The organism is Clostridium saccharobutylicum DSM 13864, from assembly GCF_000473995.1.
GTDB lineage: Bacteria > Bacillota > Clostridia > Clostridiales > Clostridiaceae > Clostridium > Clostridium saccharobutylicum.
The window spans coordinates 2418061-2436786 of record NC_022571.1 but is presented as its reverse complement, the minus strand read 5'-3'; the positions used below and the strand labels follow the sequence as shown (position 1 = coordinate 2436786).

Here is an 18726-nt window from a genome sequence, read left to right as displayed (position 1 = left end):
ATACAAATTATAGCCATAGTCAACAAATATATCCAAATGAACACTTTTATTGGACAATTTAATTTCCAGAATCTTAACCCCAATAACCCTCTGTGAAAAAACAGAGGGTTGTCAAAAATCTTAAACATTGTATCTTATAACATGATTTTTGTGTTAATCATATAAAAATAAATAACAAGTCCAAGGTTATCATGAATATTTTTCATAAAGCAAGAAAGTAAATTCACCTCTTAGTAGGGCCTAGGGCCATTAGATGAATTTACCTCATTAGCATAAATGGAAAATAAACTAACAAATTGACTTGTTAGTTTTTTCATGCACCTTAATTAATAATTGTCTTTGCACCATATTGTATTAATATATTTTCAATCTTTCTATCCTTGCATAAATTCAATGGTGTTTTTCCTTCATTATTCTTTGAATTTATATCTACGCCAAGAGAAAGAATGACTTTTAAATATTCTTCAAAGTCATATGGATCACCACACATTATATAATCATCATGTAAAATAGTATTATCATACTTGTCAGTGTGTTTGATATCTGCACCATACTTAAGAAGAAGATTCAAAAGCTCCACCGAAAAACTAAAGTTACAATTAAAAATAGGTGTTTTACCTGTTATATTTTCAATATTTACTTTAGATCCTCTTTCTAATAATAATTTAATAACATCCATTTGAGGTCTTATTCTTGCGCAGGCTCTATGTAACGGTAATTCTTTATAATAACTTTGAGTACTGTTTATATCAGCACCATTATTTATTAAAAGTTCTATAACTTGAAAATAATTCTCTCCACAATTATCTATCGCATAATGAAGCAGGCTCTTATCATCATATATTTTATTAACGTCTCCACCATTTGTTATGAAATTATTAAGTTCATCTAAATTCCCCTTTTCTATTATTCTTGAAATAGATTTTGTTTTTGGACCAAACAAAATTTCACTAATTTTCATGATAATTACCTCCAAATAAATCACTATTAAGCACAATCAAAAAATAATAACCCAAACATGTTAACCTACTCTTTTCTTGATTTTGCCTTATGTCTTAGTTTACCATCTATTCCATTGATATTTCAATATCAAGTATTAGTTATTAATGTGCTACAAAACAAGGCGTATTGTAATAAATTTTAAAATAATTGAGTCAAAAAGTAATACTAATGCATATTATAGCTACAGTGTTAATGAAAAATTAATAAGGATTATTAATGAAGAAGTCAATAATAAGTTGTATCCTTTGCAGTTTAATAGCTTTTACTCTTATAGGCTGCGGCGGTATCAATATCAGTTTTGATTCAGACGACAAATCAGCTCCAAAAGAAACTAATCAAGATCAAAACACTGACAATAAACAAGATGTTTCAAATGAAACATCTGAAAATAAAGATAAAACAACTCAGGGTGAAACTAAACAAAATCAAGATACTGATAATAATCCAAATGTAACAGTTAATATAAATAGCGATGCAAATTCTGAAAAAAAAGATGTAATAGTAATAAGAGACCCTATACCAACAAATGTAGCTCATGGAAGCTTTATATTTTATAATAGTGATTGTTCTTATTTGAGTAAAAATCAAATTTCGAATTTAAATAATTTTGAATTAGGCATTGCTAGAAATGAAATTTTCGCTAGACATGGTTATATATTTAGTTCACAACAATTTCGAACATATTTTAATGCACAAAGCTGGTATCGCCCTATTACTAAAAATGTTACTCTAAATAAAATAGAAACTTATAATGTTGACCTCATAAGAGCAGAAGAAAATAGAAGAGGAATCACATGGAACTAATTTTGAAATTAGGCACATGAAAATAAATAACAGGTCCAAAACTACCATGACTATTTTTCATCAGGCTATGATGTTGAAATATAGTCTAAAAAAATTATAGGTGGATTGGTCCACCTATAATACTCAATATAAGAACATAACGATTAATTCCTTCTAGGCTATGTTAATTAATAATGCTTATAATTAATAATGTTTATAGTTAATTACATTATAATGGAAATGCAAAAAAGAGTTAATTAGTTATAAACCAGCCCTTATATCATATGAATTGTCAATTGATTTTAGAAAATCCTCAATCTTTTTAGCATCTAACCCTCCTTGTATAATATTGTAATAATTTCTATTAATAATAAGTGGATCAACAAAGGTTACACTCATTACATCTGTTTCATTGATATAGAAATCTGCAGAATGTATCCATCCTGTTGATTCAGGATTTTTTCCTTCCGTAATAACATAACCATCAAGATATTTTATAAATTCTTTAACTTTTTGTTCATCTTCAACTGTTATTTGTTTATATCCTCTTCCATCACCAAATACTATTTTTGTAATATCATCAAGGTTTATACCAGTTATATCGCTTATCTTTTTATATTCGGAATTAACTTTTTTTATAGAAATGTTTTTTATATACCCTATAAACTGTTCTCCAAAAATATCATTTAAATCATAAAAAATATTTTCTTTTGTACCACCATACTGAACAATTATATTTCCTTTCTTATAAAAGTGATGAAACTTATTCCAACCATTTCCAACAGATGTTGTTCCAGCATTAGCTGAGGTACATGTATATTCATATCCATTACTATAAATACTTGATGCTGCTTTCTCCATTTCTTGGTTGCTACTATATATATATACGTTTAAATACTCGCCATCAATATCTACTATTTTTCTTGTCGCATCAGGTAAAAAATCACTGAAGGGCTTCTCAGCTTTCACTTCTAGATTATCTACTTTTGTTTTCATAGTATTAATAAATTGATCAATATTAAAATTGCTATTCTCATTAATTGTGACTTTTTCACATTTTTTTTGTGCAGATTGAATCCATGCTCCATCATAAGCTAATTCATATCCATTAATAACAGTGTTTTTAGCCATAGCACCACTACCATATAAATAGTACCATTTACCTCCATCCTGTATCCATCCTGTTTTCATGTAACCACTACTATCAAAATAATACCACTTTCCATCAATTAACTTCCAACCTATAGAATATGAACTACCTTCTGTATTCCACCATCCATTGGAATCCTGTTTCCATTCAGCACTTGCTCCTATTGGATTAATTGCTAATACTGATGTAGCAACTATTCCTAAAGCTATAATTTTATTAAAATGTTTCTTAATCATTATCATATCCCCCATAAACTTTTAGATACTATAATTGTATGTCACTTGTCACTTTTGTCAAATTATTATTTTTAATGCAAATATTACCATACGGAGCTATAGGCGGATAAAGTTTTGCATAGAAATATTATTAAATTATTATAGCAAAGTCTTAGTGATTTTTTGTTGACAAGCGAACAAGCATTCTGTATCATGTGTATGTAATAAGTTCGTCGTTTACGAACTATAGTTAATTCTACATATACTTACATATTGGGAGGAATAAATATGACTGGAAAAACTCATATGGCAATTGGGGCATGTGCAGCTACTTTAATGCTTCCATCTAATGATATAAAGATCATCTTGGGAGGAACAGCTCTATCAGTTGTTGGTTCGTTAATAGTAGACATAGACACTCCTAAATCGAAAGGAGCTACTTTTTTTAAAAATTTATTTGGATGTACAATAATTCTTTTAATTTTAGGATTAGTAGTAAAAGAAAAGTTTAACATTAATATTTTTAATTACATAACTCAAAATACGGAATTTTCTAAAATTATTCCTGCTTTATGTATATTGTTAATTTTAATAGTTTTAGGTTTAAAATCTCCACATAGAAGCTTCACCCATAGCATAATTGGATTTATATTATTTGCTATTCCAATATATATAATGACAGGAGAATTATATAAATGGTTTGCCATTGGGTATATAGCTCATATATTAGCTGATATGTTAAATAAAAAAGAAATCAAAATACTATATCCATTAAAAAAAGGCATAGCTTTAAGTTTTTGTAGTGCAGATGGAATAGTAGACAAGCTATTATTTATTGGCTCTGTAGGAATAATTGTTTTAGCGTATGCATCTTGCATTAGCTCATTATGGTAAAAAAGAAAATTTTAATATAATTCAAAAAAGGGTGTGTCAAGATTATATATGTAATCTCGATACACCCTTCTTCTTTTGAAATAAGTGTGCTTATGGTGACTTTAAAACTATTTTCGGAGTAAACCTAAAATATTATTGTTAAAATCTATTCCCATGAGAATCACCTCTTTCAGTAATTATTATGTACAGTACTAAAATTTATATACGCTTTAACTTAAAATATTATTAGAAAAAGCCAGTAAATTTCCTTCACAAATTCACTGCCTAAAATCATATTTTATTTTTATTTCACCAACAAATTTTTTCCCTATATTAATTAAATTATAATTAGTTCTAAAATTATAAAACCTATTATTATCTCCGCTTATTATTCATGCTCTAATTCATCCACAAATATTTTTACTATATCTGGATCAAATTGAGTTCCTGCATTTTTTAAAAGTTCCAAAATGGCATCATCCTTTGATATTGCCTTTTTATATCCCCTATCCTGAGTCATTGCATCATATGAATCAACGATTGCTAATATACGTGATAAAAGAGGGATATTGGTTCCTGATAAACCTTGAGGATATCCCTTCCCATCCCACCGTTCATGATGACAGAGAATATATTCTGATATATGCATAAGCTCCTGGGATGCATTAGTTATACGGTATCCTACTTCCGGATGTTTTCTTATCTCATACCATTCATCTTCAGTAAGTTGGCTAATCTTTTTTAAAATACTTCCATCAACACTAATTTTTCCAATATCATGAAGCATTGCTACTAATTCAAGATCATTTAATTCCTCATTATTCAGTCCAATATTCTCTCCAAGTTTCCTTGACAGCTTAGCAATTCTTTCTGCATGTTCCTCTGTCTCATTACTTTTTTCGAACATCGTTGTTTTTATTGAGGAAATTATTGAGCTATGTATACTTTTATGTTCAAGAAGTTTAATTCTATACATAAGTTCTTCTGCATTCTTAAATACTTTTTCAAAAGGTTCTTCAATTTTAATTTTAGTTGACTGTCCCAAAGCAATGCTTATATAATATGTTTCTTTATCTTTTTCATCACTATATTCCTTGCATTTCTTTATTATTCTATCAACAATTAGTTTAGCACCTTGATTATTGGTTTTAGGAAGTAAAATATAAAATTCATCTCCTCCTGTTCGACATACAACACTTTCTTCTTCACAACAATTTTTAAGTATTTTAGCTGCTTCAGTAAGAAGCTTATCCCCTTCATTATGTCCCAAAGTATCATTAATAAGCTTAAGTCCATTGATATCTCCTACAATTACAGAAAGAGGCATCTGCTGCTTCGTATTAAGAATTTCTATTTGTTCTTCAAAAAATCTCCTATTATATAATCCAGTTAAAACATCATGATAAGTAAGATAAAGATTTTCTTCCTCTCTTTTTTTACGTTCAGTTATGTCTCTACTTATACCAATAACGCCCAAAGCGGTGCCATCAGAATTTGAATATGAGGTTTTAAGAGTTTCCAAAAATACTTTTGTACCATCAGGATAAGTTACTATTTCATCATTTATTATGGACTTATTTTGTATAAGTGTCTGTTTATCAATATCTGTGAAAAGTGTTGCCATTTCTTTATCAAATAGGTTGAAATCATTAAAGCCTATTATATCTTTTTCTTTTTTTCCTGCTAATTTTTCAAAAGCACTATTGCATCCTACAAATGCACCATTTACATCCTTATAAAAAATCAAATCAGGAACAGAATTTATAAGAGTTTTAAGTAATGTTAGCTGATTTTGATATTCGTAGTAAAGTTTCTTATATTTTACCTCACTTTCTTCTAGCTCTAACCTTGTTTGATTCTTTTTATATGCATCTAAAAGTACTAAAGAAAGTATCAGGGATACTATTGGATATATTAATAAAATTGATGGAGCAATTTGTTTAAGCACAATTAAAATCATGTTCTTTGGTAATGCTAATGTACACATAAGCATTGCCAAATGAGAAATAAAACTAACTAAATGGAATTCAATAAATACATTACTTTTTTGGGAGAGTATCTCTTTAAAACGAATTTTATTCCACGTAAGTCCTATTCCAAAAGTTGCTAGTGTAACAATAACCCCCATTATAGTACCACTTCCACCTATGATTATTCTCCATATTATTATAATTACAGCTGCAACAAAGGCTGGTATAAATCCAAAAAACATTGCTGTTACGCTAACAAGAACTGATCTTGTATCAAAAATAATTCCTTGAACAAGTTGAATCCTATTCTCCATTAACAGAATTCCAATAAATCCAATTGCAACACCTGCAATAATTTTTCTCCATATATTCTTTTTATCATATTTTAAAAAGAATAATATATAAATAAGACTTATGGATAATAGCAATGATGCATTATATACAAGCCCACTTATTATTTCTTTATTCATATAATCCCCTAATTGTATAATGAACATCTGGTTAATTCATTATAATTTTCCTTTCTCTCAAAATAATTCATTATAATAACATAAGACAATATAGATATCCGATTTAAGAATTTGATTTAAACTTACAATTAATATCTATTAGTTGTAAGTTTTAATGTATCACTATACTAGAAATGAGTAATATATTGTTTGCAGTGTTTTATTTGAATCTCGGCTAACAATATATATTATAAATACATTTTATCACAAAAAATAAGAGTTTACCTTATAAACTCTTATTTTTCGACTTTTATTATTTTATAATTGCCCCTTTTAAATAAGCTTTTTTAATGAACTCTCAAAAATTTGCCCTTTCTACTAATTGTCACTTATTTATGAATTGCATCCTGATAGAATTCATAAGCTTCTTTATCAGTTGCTTTCTCATGGACAATTTTACGTATAGCTTCTGCCATTTCCACTGGATATTTACTTTGGAATATATTTCTTCCCATATCAAGTCCATGTGCACCTTCACTTATTGCATGGTATGCCATTTTTAGAGCTTCATTTTCAGGAAGTTTCTTTCCTCCTGCTACAACTATAGGAACTGGGCATGCAGCTGCTACTTCTTCAAAATTTTCACAGTAATAACTCTTAACTATGTTCACACCAATTTCTGCAAGCATACGAGTAGCAAGTTTGAAATAACGGTCTGTACGTTCCATATCCTTGCCAACTGCTACAACACCCATTGTAGGAATACTGTAACGAATACCTGCATTGATTACTTTTGATAAGTTATCAATACTCTGCAACTAGCCATCTGCACCTATAAATCCTTGTACAGCCATACAGTCTGCATTACATCTTATTGCATCTTCAATATTCACAGCAACTACTTCATGAGATAAATCGTCATTTAACATAGAAGAACCAGATGAAACACGAAGAGCAATTGCTTTATTTCCAACCGGAGGTACACAAGTACGAAGAGCGCCCCTTGTACACATCAATACATCAACGCTAGGAATTAGTTTAGGAATCAGCAAATCAAGTCTTTCAAGACCTGATACAGAGCCCATGAAATAACCATGATCAAATGCAAACATTACAGTGTTACCACTATTTTTGTCAAAAATATTTGCAAGATGTTTATTCATTCCCCAATCTAAACTATTTGCTCCCTTTACATAAAAACCTTCACTGTTATTTGCAAATGGTACTTCTGTATGATAATCCTTTGCAACTTTATACCCTTCTTTATCTGCCATAATTAAAATCCTCCATTTTTATATCTAGTACATATATCATCGCACTAGCTTATTTTTTATTAAAAATATATTTGCTGGTAAAGGTGACTCAAAATAAATTTTAGATTTAATATACTTGCATTTTAAAATATAAAACAGTAAATATATTGTACTAATTTTATATTTTGAGACACAATATTAATTTGTCATTGAAAATCTTTATAAATTAATTATTATATTTATAAAGATTTTATTAGAAATCATAATTGTTCATATTATCTTTTGTAAATATAGTTCTTTCTGGAAGTAATACAACTCCTGAAGAAGTATCTGAATCATCTGCTTTAGGATCAAGTACACTATTTGGCATAACTTCTACAGTTCCTACAGTAGGAATTTCAATCTTATCTCCAACTTTTACTGAGTTACCAGAAGCAATATAGTATGCCATATAACATCCCATAGCACCTTGAATACCACAATCCCATAGACCCCAGCGAGTTAAGATTCCATCATTGCAGTATTGTTTCATTGAATTAGGTGACGCAAAACCAGTGATAGTAACATTTTTAGCTGTTAATCCTTTATTTTGAGCTGCTTGAGCTTGTCCAGGAAGTGCTGTAGAATCATTACATATAATTAAGTCAATATCAGAATGTGCAGACAATATAGATTCACCAACAGAAATAGCTTGTTCAGCATCTTGATTTGAATAATAGTTATCTGGTGCAACATTTTGCCAATTAGGATATTTTGATTTTATATATTTTTCCCCTTCTACCTGCCATGAATTTTGATCAGTAACTGTTGCATTTGAATAATGCCAGCAATATTTGATAGCATCTTTTTCAGGATCTTTGCCACGTTCTTTTAATGAATCGTAGCCCATTTGAACTAACATCTGACCTAATTGTTCAGGAGTTCCTTGAGAAACCATAACTTTACGAACTGATGGATCTACGTCAGAATCCCATGTAGTAACTGTAACACCTGCATCAGCTGCTGCTTTAAGTGCATCTTTAACACCAGCAGCATCAACAGATGATAAACAAATAGCATTAGTACCTTGTTGAACTGCTTTATTAATTACAGAAACCTGTGAAGCTGCAGATGCATTAGCATCACCTTCATAATCAACTTTGAATCCCCATTGTTCAGAATACTTTTGAGCTCCTTTATTAGCAGATTCAAAAAATGCATTACCTGTAAGTTTGGGAATAAATGTTACAGTAACATTTCCTTTTTTAGAACTGTTAGTTGATGTATCTGTTGTAGTATTGCTTGAACCACAACCAACAAGTGTAGTGAATATCATTGCACCAATAAGTGCTAATGCAACAGCTTTTTTCTTCATAATAAATCCCCCTCATTTTATACTAATTTTTTTATTTTATGCAGATGTAGATACATCCACATTTATACACACTAATATTATTAAACGTATACATGATTATTTATTTGATTGTGCCTTATTATTTAATTTTTGTTTAAAATTAAAATGCTGCTGTATGAATGAATTAATCTTTTGATTTTTAGAAGCAGTACTTGCTGCAACTACAACAACTAGCATTATACCTACTGGAATATCTAGATATTGATTTGATAGTCCATTCATAGAAAGTCCAAATCTCATAATTCCAATTACAACAGCTGCTAGTGCAGTACCTAAAACTCCTCCTTTGCCTCCTAAGGTAGAAGTACCACCTAATATTACTGCTGTAATAATTGGCATTGTTAAATCACTACCGAAATCAGCTTTTGAAGAACCAAGATAGCTTGTCATAATGATTCCTGCAAAAGATGCTGCCATACCTGAAAAAATATAAGTACTCATGATAATCGCTTTTGCATTTATACCAGAAAATTCTGCTGCGCGCTTATTAATACCACAAAGGAATATTTGTCTTCCGTATTTTGTGCCATGAAGAATAATATAAGCAATAACAGCAAGTGCAATAAAAATTAAAACTTGTGAAGGTATTATTCCTAAGAATCGTTTTTGTGTAAAAGCTGTAAATGATTCTGGAAATCCACTTATACCGAGATAAGCAGCTGTATTTGACATATTTGATACTGCAATAGCAAGTCCAGAATATAAAAACGATCCTCCAAGTGTTATTACCATTGGCTGTACATTAGTAAATGCTACAAAGAATCCACTTAATGCACCACATAAACAACCAATGAATACAGCAATTGCACAAGCTGTGACTATACTTATCCCCATGTTCTTCCACGTAACACCAATTATGATAGAACTTAAACCTACAATAGAACCAGCCTGTAAATCTATACCGCCAGTAATAAATACAAAGCACATAAATATTGAAATGATGCAAATAGAAATAAAATCATTAAAACTCCCAAATAAAACACGTGGCATTAAGAACTTAGGGTTCATGGAGCCAAATATAAATACTTCTGCAATAATGAATAGTATTAGGAAATACTCCCAACGAAATTTAAATTTCAAATGATCTTTTTTAAATTTTTCTTTCATTATATATTTCCTCCTATTGCTTTATTTTCATCAGTTGCTTCAGTTCTAGCGCATAATCGTTCTCTTCTTGCTTTTTCAGTGTTACGATGCTGTATTATTGCATCTAAAACAACTATAGCAATTAACAAAATGCCAGTAATTGTATTATCATAGTCAGATGAAAATCCTAAGAATACTAATATACGGCTGATAGATGCCATAATCAATGCACCAAATGTGGCACCAACCATATTTCCAATACCACCTGAAAGACTAATGCCACCAATAACACAAGCTGCAATAGCTTTCATCTCGTAACCATTACCAGATGTTGGTGTAACGAATCCAATACGGCTGACAAATACAACAGATGCTAAAGATGCACAAACTGCACAAATTACAAAGCTGATCAAACGTGTTTTTGTAACAGGAAGACCAAGATGAATTGCACCATCTTCATTATCACCAACTGCGTGGAAGTAACGTCCACGCTTTGTCCTTGTCAAAAACATATATATAGAAATCATTACAACAATTGTACCGATGTACATCCATGACAATCCTGCAATCCCCTTCTGTGAAAGTCCCTTAAAATCTTTAGGAACATTTTCTACCCAGGCACCACCAGTGTACACATATGAAAACCCTCTTATTACACTATTAATACCAATGGTCATGATAATGGATGGCACTTTAAGAACTGCAACACCAACTCCATTAATCAATCCTATAATCAAACCTATACATACAGCTGCTAACACTGCAATGATAAAAGGTTCACCATCTCTTACCATAGTAGCCACAACTGCAGCGGACAAACCTAAAGTAGCACCGATGGATGCATCAATCTCACCAGTAAATATAACAAATGCCATACCGATGGCACAGATTGTATAAATTGTAGCACCATTTAAACAAAGCATAATATTATCTGACTGCATAAATGTAGGATTTATAATTCCAACAATTACGTATAAAGCAATTAAAAAAATAATCGAAGTGGACTCTCTTCTATTTATAAATTTCTTTATAACATTCATATTTTTTCACCTTCCTCCTTGTCCTCATAGACTCCAAAGGCTGCACTCATAAGATTCTTTTCATTGATGTCAGCCTTCTGAAATGTATGATTTATGCAGCCCTGAAACATAGTGATTACACGATCTGAAAGCTGAATGATTTCTTCCATATCAGATGAAATAAGTAAAACTGAAAATCCCTGATTCTTTAGTTCATTTATAATCATATACACATCACTACGAGCTGACGCATCAATACCACGGGTAGGCTCATCTAATATAATCAACTTTGGATGAGTTGCAAGAATTCTAGCTATTACCACCTTCTGTTGATTACCTCCTGAAAGGCTTCCAATCAGCTGGTCCTGTCCAGTTACTTTAATATGCAAATCATCTATATACTTACCAGTAATTTGTTCTTCTACTTTAAAATTCATAAAGAACTTGCTAAGCTTTTTTAAAGCCCCACATGAAGTATTTAATGCTATATCACCAATTTTGAAAATGCCATCCTGTCGTCTATCTTCAGGTACATAATTGATACCGTTTTCAATAACCTTAGCAGTAGGCATTCCTGTGATATCTTTTCCACCAAGATAAGCCTTTCCTCCAAGTACTGAATCTTTACCAAAAATCGTTATTGCAAGTTCGGTACGACCAGCTCCTACTACTCCTGCTAAGCCTAATATTTCGCCAGGATATACATCAAAAGATATATTTTTAAATCCATATCCACTAAAGTCCCTTAAACTGAAAATTGGTTTAAGATTTTTATAATCTGGTAATTTACTGTTAAAAAATTGTTTGTTCTCTTTTACATCCGAAGGAAGCAGACCCTGCACAAGCATCTCACGAGTGAAATCTTTGACTGGTCCGCTAAGTGTAATAATACCATCTCTCATTATCGCAACATTAGTTGCAATCTTAAATACTTCTTCAAGACGATGAGTAATATATATGATACCAATATTTTTCTTCTTAAGATCATTAATAATCTTGAAAAGAGATTCTACTTCATTGAATGTCAATGCACTAGTAGGTTCGTCCAAAATTAATAATTTTGCATTTCGTAAAAGTCCACGAAGAAGTTCTACCAGTTGCTGCTCTGCAATAGATAAAGTCAGAGCCTTTCTGCTTAAATCCATTTCCCACCCAAGCTGTTTCTGCAAATCTATAAGACGTTTGTGTAACTCCCCAGGTTTCTCATTAAAACCTACTATTATATTCTCTTCCACACTCATATTGGGGAAAAGCATAGGTTCCTGAGGTACAAGATACATTCCAAGTTCCATTGCATCCAATGGTTTAGAACTTGTAACCTTTTTGCCATCAACATAAATATCACCTTTATCCTGTCTATAAATACACATAATTATTTTCATTAATGTACTCTTACCTGCACCATTCCCTCCAACCAGTGCTAATACTTCACCTTCACACACATCAAGAGTTATACCTTTCAATACCTGATTTCTAGCAAATGATTTATAAATATCGTATACAGAAAGGAGCGTGCTCTTGGAATTAATTTTTTTACCACTTAAAATATTTTCTGACATAATCCTTTCCCCCATAATCTATTTGATTGCCCTTAATAACATTTGTTATATGTTTAACTTTTTGTTTGAAACACTGCGATTTAATATATCATATGTTTTGTTAATAAAATTATGATAACGTTTTAATCAAAATTAATATTTTATATTTACTATCAAATTTATTGTTATCCCAAAGCCTCATATTTAAATGAATTTAAGCAGTTATATTTATGTTTTTAAACTTCTATTACAAATAGTTCTATTATTATCATAATAAAACAGCATTAATAATATAGTTATAATATAAACAAATGTTTTTAAACTAAACAAATGTATTAATGCAACAGCATCGGAGGTAGATAAATATGGATAATAATTATGAAGAAGTCCTTATGTATAAAGCAGCATGGTATTACTATTTTCATAATATGACGCAGCAACAAATTTCAGAGTTTCTAGGAATCTCACGTATGCGTGTTGTAAAATTATTAAATAAAGCACGTGCCACTGGAACTATTCAATTTAAAATGAAAGATGATTCCGCTAATCGCATGCAGTTAGAAGAAAAACTAACCAAAGCTTATGATCTTAAAGATACTTTCATTGTATCTTCACCACCTAGTCAAGTTAATACAAATGAGAATGTTGCACGAGCAGCTGCCATGTATATAAATAATCGTTTGGAAGATAACGCATTGATTAATATGGGATATGGAGATACACAAAGCCGCATTTTAAACAATCTAGCAGCTATAGTAGAACAGCCTATTTCTATAGTTTCACTTACTGGAGGAGTTAATTTTTATCTGCCAAATAATATGTCCTCAATCTTTAATGCGAAACTATATTTAATTCCATCACCTATTTTAGTGTCTTCCAAAGAAGTTGCAGATGCAATCAAGAATGAATCGTCCATTAATGATATCTCCCGTATGGCACAACTTTCTTCTTTATCTGTTGTAGGTATTGGTTCTATGAGTGAAAATGCCACTACTCTAAAAAGCGGCATTTTAAGCAAGAATGATCTACTCTACCTAAAATTAAAAGGTGCCATAGGCGACGTATTATGTCACTTTGTAGATAAAGATGGAAAATTAGTAGATTCAAATATTGAATCTCGTCTCATTACAACTTCACTTGATACACTCCATAGATTAAAAAATGTAATTGGAGTTGCTGCAGGTGATGAAAAAGTAGATGCAATTAAGGCTGTCCTAAATGGAGGTTATATTGATATTCTTGTTACTGATGAATCAACAGCACTAAAATTACTCGAAAATAAGTCAAAATCCTTAGATAATTTAAATGATTAGATTTTATTTAAATATTCAATTTCATTTTTTCACTACAGCTAGCACACTAAAAAAATAATCAGGCAAGGAAGTTGATTTGTCTCATAGCGGGTTATTAGAGGAATCAACTGACGCAGCATAATGCCAAAACAGACTTGGCAGATGGATTTGTTATTTTTTTGAATGTGCTTTGTCAATATTTTATTTATTATAAAGGGGTGGGATTTATATGAAAAAATATTTAATGGCCGTTGATGCTGGTACAGGCAGCGTACGTGCTCTTTTATTCGATTTAAAAGGTAATCAGGTTGGTTGTGTGCACAAGGAATGGACACATAATGAAGATCCAAGATGGCCAGGAAGTATGGACTTTGATTGGACTCATAATTGGAATTTAGCATGTAGCTGCATCCGTGGAGTTATAGATGAAACGAAAATAGATCCGAAAGAGATTGCTGCTGTATCCACAACTTGTATGCGTGAAGGAATTGTACTGTATGATAAAGATGGAAAAGAAATATGGGCATGTGCTAATGTAGATGCCCGTGCTAATGATGAGGTTGAAGAACTAATTAGAATGGATCCAGAACTAGAAAAAGAAGTATATCTTGAATCTGGACAAACTTTTGCTCTCGATGCTATTCCACGAATTCTATGGGTAAAGAATAAAATGCCTGATGTTTATGAAAGGGTTTTCTTGGTAAGCATGTTTAATGACTGGCTGATTTATAAAATGACAGGAAAGCTTGCCGTTGAACCAAGCAATGGCTCAACCACTGGTATCATTAATCTTAAGAAGCGTACATGGAATCCTTCCATTATGAAAAAATGCGGTCTTAAAGATAATATCTTTCCACCAATTGCAGAATGTGGTTCAATAATTGGCAAAGTAAATTCAAAAGGTGCTGAAGATACTGGTCTTGCTGAAGGTACTACTGTTGTAGTTGGCGGAGGTGATGCACAGCTTGGTTGCATTGGTGTAGGAGTTGTAAACCCAAATGAAGGTGCTGTTTTTGGAGGAAGTTTCTGGCAATATGAACTTAATACAGATACTGTTAAAACTGATTCAGATTGTCGTGTTCGTGTAAACTGTCATGCTGTACCAGGTATATGGCAATATGAAGCACTAGCATTCAAACCTGGACTTGTTATGCGCTGGTATCGAGATAGTTTCTGCCAGCTTGAAAAACAGGAAGCTGAAAAAACAGGTAGAGATGTTTATGATCTCATGAATGAGAAAGCTGCAGAAATTCCCGCTGGAAGCTATGACATGATGTGTGCTTTTTCTGATGTAATGAATTTTATTTCATGGAAACATGCTGCTCCTACTTTCACAAATTTTGAACTGGATTCTAAGAAATTTAACCGCTACACCTTCTATCGCGCAATACTGGAAAATGCAGCTATGATTACCAAAGGTAACATTGATACAGTAAAAGAATTTACTGGCAATATGCCAGAAAGCATTGTATTTGCAGGTGGTGCTTCTAAGAGTTCGTTATGGTGCCAGATTTTATCTGATGTTACAGGTTTGACAATTCGTGTTCCAGTAGTAAAAGAAGCAACTGGTCTCGGTGCTGCAATTCTGGCTGGTTATGGTGCAGGAATTTATACTGATATATCAAAAACAGCTAATGAATTGGTATCTTGGGATAAAACTTATCAGCCTAATGAGAAAAATCATGGTCTATATGAAAATCTTTACAATAAATGGAGAAAGGTATATGCTGCACAATTAGAATTTTGTAACAAGAAAATCGCAAAAAATATGTGGATTGCACCTGGCCTTTAGAATTTATAATAAAAATTTAAAATAATTGGAGGAATTAATTATGTATATTATCGATGAAAAAGATAAAGATTATCGTTTTGGTGACAATGGTCCAAAATATCTAATGAAAGGTCCTCGTATGAATTTTGCATTAGTGCAATTTCAACCAGGACAAGATTTTAAAGCTCATTATCACAATATTATGGAAGAAAATTTCTATATTATAGATGGAGAAATTGACATTGTTGTCGATGGTAAAGTAAATCATATGACAAAGGGGCAATTTATCCATATAGAACCTGGTGAAGTTCACTATTGTATAAACAATTATAATGCTCCTATAAAAATAGCCTCAACACTTGCGCCTTATCAAAAATTAGATAAAGTTGATGTTGATGATTATAAATACTAATTTATTTTCAAAATATATAGATGAACAACTTTGGATTTAGACCTATGTGGTAACTTACCGAAAGAAGCTGTATTCTTTTTCTAGGTTTCTATATAATTAGGCTGTGGATTTCTCTCAGCAAAGGCTATCCCATTTTTGCATACTCCTCAAGCAAGTGAGGACAAGCAAAAATAGGATGACTTTTACTGAAGAAATGATTACAACCTAATTATAAATATAACCTTAAGTTTTACAGACATGAATATATATTCTAACTATAAATATATCCTGCGCCATCACATAAAAAACATCTCCCACGTTCTGTGTGTTTATATTGTGGTATACGACCTCTACCATGACATCTAGGGCATTTTTCTTCTACTCGTTTCTCCATATATGTTATTTTAGGCTTAGTACCTCCTGATTCTCCACACTTTGGACATTCCATCATCCATTTTTCATTTGTTTGAATATGATATTGTTTTTGTGGTAAATCATGCTTAATTATTTTATTACAATCACATGTTCCGCAATGATTTTTAACCCAAAAACTACCACAATCATAACAAGTATAATGATACTTTATTTTACCTCCAAATGTTGAAAGTTGTTTTTCTTCGGGTTTTGTATTTCCACAATTCCAACAAACATTATATTCATCATAAAACCATTCCATTATTAAACTTATCCATGTAATAAAATTAATTGAATTATCAGGTATTAATGAAAAACTCCCACATCTATGCATAGGACTAGTATTGATATTCTTTTTTGAAGCTTTCCCTCCAAAATTCTCAAAATTATTATTACAATGAACAATAAAAGACCCCACTGCTCTATCTTCTGTATTTAATAATTTTAAATAATATTTTTCAATTGCTACATTTTTTATATCATCCAAGAAAGCATGTTTATTATTTGTATAATTATGATATTTAGCATCTAGGTAAAATCTTTTTTCTACATTTCTACAATTAAATATAAATGTAAAATCTGGCCTTAAGTTACCTGTTTCTAGCTTTATTGTTTTATTATAAACTAATTTCATATTAACTCTATTTTCTTCAATAGTATTTACCTGTCTGTGTGCAAGTTTATGAATAAATTCTATTGAAAATCCATATAATGTTTTATTTTTAATCAAGTATTTATTTACATTTTTAATTATGTTTCTATTATCTTCAATCTTCCATCCTTGTTCTTGAATTAATATTTTAGCCATATAGAAGAATAACCAAATTTCAAAAACATCATAAACTTCTTTTATATTCAATTGTTCTTCCTCTAGATCTGATAAGTTATAGTTACTATCTTCACAAAAGTTTTTTAGCTTACGATATAATTTTCCGTATGTTAAATCATGTAAAAACACTTGTGTTGTTCTCCATTTTTCTCTTCTTTTTTGTGTCATTTTTAATTCTTTAAAAATCTCAAGTTTTAAGTATGCATCTATTTTATTATTGCTGCTTGTCCAATTAGCTTTGCAATCTTTCAACAACTTAATAGTATTATTCAACCTTTCTAACTTTCTTTCTAAATCATTAAAATATTCCAAGTTGCCATGCGGTCTCATAGGCAAGGGTAATCTATCACTGGAATTATTTCTTCCCAAATTTAATATTGCTCTTTCCTCTGCATTACTTGCTGACATTTTTTGTGTAGCTATTGGCGTATTACACATGCTATTTATTTGTGCTGTTGTTATTTTTATATCTTTATTTATTTTATTAATATAATTTAAGTTCATGTTTAGATTAGTTTCGATCAAATTCTTGATATCTAAAAGAGCAGAACAAATCATTCTGTTTTCATAAGTGTCCTTACTTTCCCTTGCCACCTCTGACATAAATTTATTTTTAAAAGGATACAATTCTTTTTCTATGATTACTTTACTAGAAATCTTCTTAATTTTTTTATAGCTAACCTTTGCATCCTCTTTTACTAATTCGACATAAGGATTTTTATTTATGTTATATATTAAATTTTCAATATTGTTTAAAAAATTCAATACTGTTTCCGATAAATCTTCTTTTTTCCCCTCAATATTTAAATATATATTGGAAAAGTCTTGCATAACCAAATCTTTATTTATATTTAATAACATATCCACCATTTGTTTATACATTTCTACTGATATTATTGATGGTTTTACGAGTATTTGCTCAGATGTATATACTATTTTTCTTTCACTGTTGCGTATCTCTACTTTGAAAAATCCTGCTTTACTTATGCCTATTTGGTCAGCATCCTCTCCAATAGTTTCTTGATAAAAACATTCTACATCATTATTAAATTTCAAGTTATTATAATTCTCATTTCCAATGCTTACAATATAATCCTTAGGATTATAAACATCAATTAACTTTACACCCAAGTGTAAAAAATTATTATTTCTCTTATTTTTCTCATATTGAGTAATGCATAAATTATTCTCACAGTACTCATTAATTTCTTTGTATATCTCAAATTTACCATTATTAATATCTAATAAAACTAGTTTAATCTCCATAAGTATCACCTTACTTTCAATATTTATATTGT

At 30.6% G+C, this 18726-nt stretch carries 15 protein-coding genes; 5 read left to right on the top strand and 10 right to left on the bottom strand.

The genetic code is table 11. The annotated features are described in order from the left end of the window. Positions 1–322: 322 nt before the first annotated feature. Positions 323–961, bottom strand: a complete 639-nt coding sequence (locus tag CLSA_RS10415) for an ankyrin repeat domain-containing protein (protein WP_022746285.1) — start codon at positions 959–961, stop codon at positions 323–325. A 257-nt stretch (positions 962–1218) separates the two neighbouring features. On the opposite strand from CLSA_RS10415, the gene CLSA_RS10410 reads away from it, so the two are divergent. Next, a complete protein-coding gene (locus CLSA_RS10410; RefSeq protein WP_022746284.1) occupies positions 1219–1806 on the top strand; it encodes a YARHG domain-containing protein in 588 nt (195 codons plus the stop codon). Between the two features lie 240 nt (positions 1807–2046). Here CLSA_RS10410 and CLSA_RS23945 read toward each other — a convergent pair whose 3' ends face one another. Next, complete coding sequence (locus tag CLSA_RS23945) at positions 2047–3171, bottom strand: putative cell wall binding repeat protein (RefSeq protein WP_022746283.1); 1125 nt, start codon at positions 3169–3171, stop codon at positions 2047–2049. A gap of 267 nt (positions 3172–3438) precedes the next feature. Between CLSA_RS23945 and CLSA_RS10395 the strand changes: the two genes are divergently transcribed. Further along, positions 3439–4044, top strand: coding sequence for a metal-dependent hydrolase (locus CLSA_RS10395; protein ID WP_022746282.1), 606 nt, complete (start codon positions 3439–3441; stop codon positions 4042–4044). Positions 4045–4411: 367 nt separating this feature from the next. On the opposite strand, the gene CLSA_RS10390 is transcribed toward CLSA_RS10395, so the two are convergent. From CLSA_RS10390 to CLSA_RS10365, 7 genes are all read right to left on the bottom strand, one after another. After that, positions 4412–6463 carry an HD domain-containing phosphohydrolase gene (locus tag CLSA_RS10390; protein ID WP_022746281.1) on the bottom strand — a complete coding sequence of 684 codons (2052 nt, stop codon included), beginning with the start codon at positions 6461–6463 and terminating at the stop codon, positions 4412–4414. A gap of 368 nt (positions 6464–6831) precedes the next feature. Then, a complete protein-coding gene (locus tag CLSA_RS24460) occupies positions 6832–7260 on the bottom strand; it encodes a beta/alpha barrel domain-containing protein (protein WP_335618174.1) in 429 nt (142 codons plus the stop codon). After that, positions 7261–7716: a beta/alpha barrel domain-containing protein gene (locus tag CLSA_RS24455; RefSeq protein WP_335618173.1), complete on the bottom strand. Its 456-nt coding sequence runs from the start codon at positions 7714–7716 to the stop codon at positions 7261–7263. 232 nt (positions 7717–7948) lie between these two features. Further along, complete coding sequence (locus CLSA_RS10380; protein ID WP_022746280.1) at positions 7949–9049, bottom strand: substrate-binding domain-containing protein; 1101 nt, start codon at positions 9047–9049, stop codon at positions 7949–7951. Positions 9050–9145: 96 nt separating this feature from the next. Then, positions 9146–10195: an ABC transporter permease gene (locus tag CLSA_RS10375; protein ID WP_022746279.1), complete on the bottom strand. Its 1050-nt coding sequence runs from the start codon at positions 10193–10195 to the stop codon at positions 9146–9148. After that, positions 10195–11214, bottom strand: a complete 1020-nt coding sequence (locus tag CLSA_RS10370) for an ABC transporter permease (RefSeq protein WP_022746278.1) — start codon at positions 11212–11214, stop codon at positions 10195–10197. The genes CLSA_RS10375 and CLSA_RS10370 overlap by 1 nt, the downstream gene beginning before the upstream one ends. After that, entirely contained in the window at positions 11211–12767 is a 1557-nt protein-coding gene (locus tag CLSA_RS10365) for a sugar ABC transporter ATP-binding protein (protein ID WP_236903338.1), read from the bottom strand. Before CLSA_RS10365 ends, CLSA_RS10370 begins: the two co-directional genes overlap by 4 nt. Positions 12768–13096: 329 nt before the next feature. Here CLSA_RS10365 and CLSA_RS10360 point away from each other — a divergent pair, with 329 nt between their 5' ends. From CLSA_RS10360 to CLSA_RS10350, 3 genes are all read left to right on the top strand, one after another. Continuing rightward, positions 13097–14044 carry a sugar-binding transcriptional regulator gene (locus tag CLSA_RS10360; protein ID WP_022746276.1) on the top strand — a complete coding sequence of 316 codons (948 nt, stop codon included), beginning with the start codon at positions 13097–13099 and terminating at the stop codon, positions 14042–14044. A gap of 208 nt (positions 14045–14252) precedes the next feature. Beyond that, a complete protein-coding gene (gene lsrK, locus CLSA_RS10355; protein ID WP_022746275.1) occupies positions 14253–15815 on the top strand; it encodes an autoinducer-2 kinase in 1563 nt (520 codons plus the stop codon). Positions 15816–15855: 40 nt separating this feature from the next. Next, positions 15856–16206: a cupin domain-containing protein gene (locus CLSA_RS10350; RefSeq protein ID WP_022746274.1), complete on the top strand. Its 351-nt coding sequence runs from the start codon at positions 15856–15858 to the stop codon at positions 16204–16206. A 250-nt stretch (positions 16207–16456) separates the two neighbouring features. On the opposite strand, the gene CLSA_RS10345 is transcribed toward CLSA_RS10350, so the two are convergent. Next, a complete protein-coding gene (locus tag CLSA_RS10345; RefSeq protein ID WP_022746273.1) occupies positions 16457–18694 on the bottom strand; it encodes a DnaJ-like cysteine-rich domain-containing protein in 2238 nt (745 codons plus the stop codon). Positions 18695–18726: the final 32 nt, after the last annotated feature.

What these genes read in the sequence shown, in the direction of transcription:
- CLSA_RS10410 (WP_022746284.1), top strand. Translation starts at nt 1,219, where the DNA reads ATGAAGAAGTCAATAATAAGTTGTATCCTTTGCAGTTTAATAGCTTTT.
- lsrK (WP_022746275.1), top strand. Translation starts at nt 14,253, where the DNA reads ATGAAAAAATATTTAATGGCCGTTGATGCTGGTACAGGCAGCGTACGT.
- CLSA_RS10360 (WP_022746276.1), top strand. Translation starts at nt 13,097, where the DNA reads ATGGATAATAATTATGAAGAAGTCCTTATGTATAAAGCAGCATGGTAT.
- CLSA_RS10345 (WP_022746273.1), bottom strand. Translation starts at nt 18,694, where the DNA reads ATGGAGATTAAACTAGTTTTATTAGATATTAATAATGGTAAATTTGAG.
- CLSA_RS10395 (WP_022746282.1), top strand. Translation starts at nt 3,439, where the DNA reads ATGACTGGAAAAACTCATATGGCAATTGGGGCATGTGCAGCTACTTTA.
- CLSA_RS10415 (WP_022746285.1), bottom strand. Translation starts at nt 961, where the DNA reads ATGAAAATTAGTGAAATTTTGTTTGGTCCAAAAACAAAATCTATTTCA.
- CLSA_RS24455 (WP_335618173.1), bottom strand. Translation starts at nt 7,716, where the DNA reads ATGGCAGATAAAGAAGGGTATAAAGTTGCAAAGGATTATCATACAGAA.
- CLSA_RS10380 (WP_022746280.1), bottom strand. Translation starts at nt 9,049, where the DNA reads ATGAAGAAAAAAGCTGTTGCATTAGCACTTATTGGTGCAATGATATTC.
- CLSA_RS10375 (WP_022746279.1), bottom strand. Translation starts at nt 10,195, where the DNA reads ATGAAAGAAAAATTTAAAAAAGATCATTTGAAATTTAAATTTCGTTGG.
- CLSA_RS10350 (WP_022746274.1), top strand. Translation starts at nt 15,856, where the DNA reads ATGTATATTATCGATGAAAAAGATAAAGATTATCGTTTTGGTGACAAT.
- CLSA_RS10365 (WP_236903338.1), bottom strand. Translation starts at nt 12,767, where the DNA reads ATGGGGGAAAGGATTATGTCAGAAAATATTTTAAGTGGTAAAAAAATT.
- CLSA_RS23945 (WP_022746283.1), bottom strand. Translation starts at nt 3,171, where the DNA reads ATGATTAAGAAACATTTTAATAAAATTATAGCTTTAGGAATAGTTGCT.
- CLSA_RS10370 (WP_022746278.1), bottom strand. Translation starts at nt 11,214, where the DNA reads ATGAATGTTATAAAGAAATTTATAAATAGAAGAGAGTCCACTTCGATT.
- CLSA_RS10390 (WP_022746281.1), bottom strand. Translation starts at nt 6,463, where the DNA reads ATGAATAAAGAAATAATAAGTGGGCTTGTATATAATGCATCATTGCTA.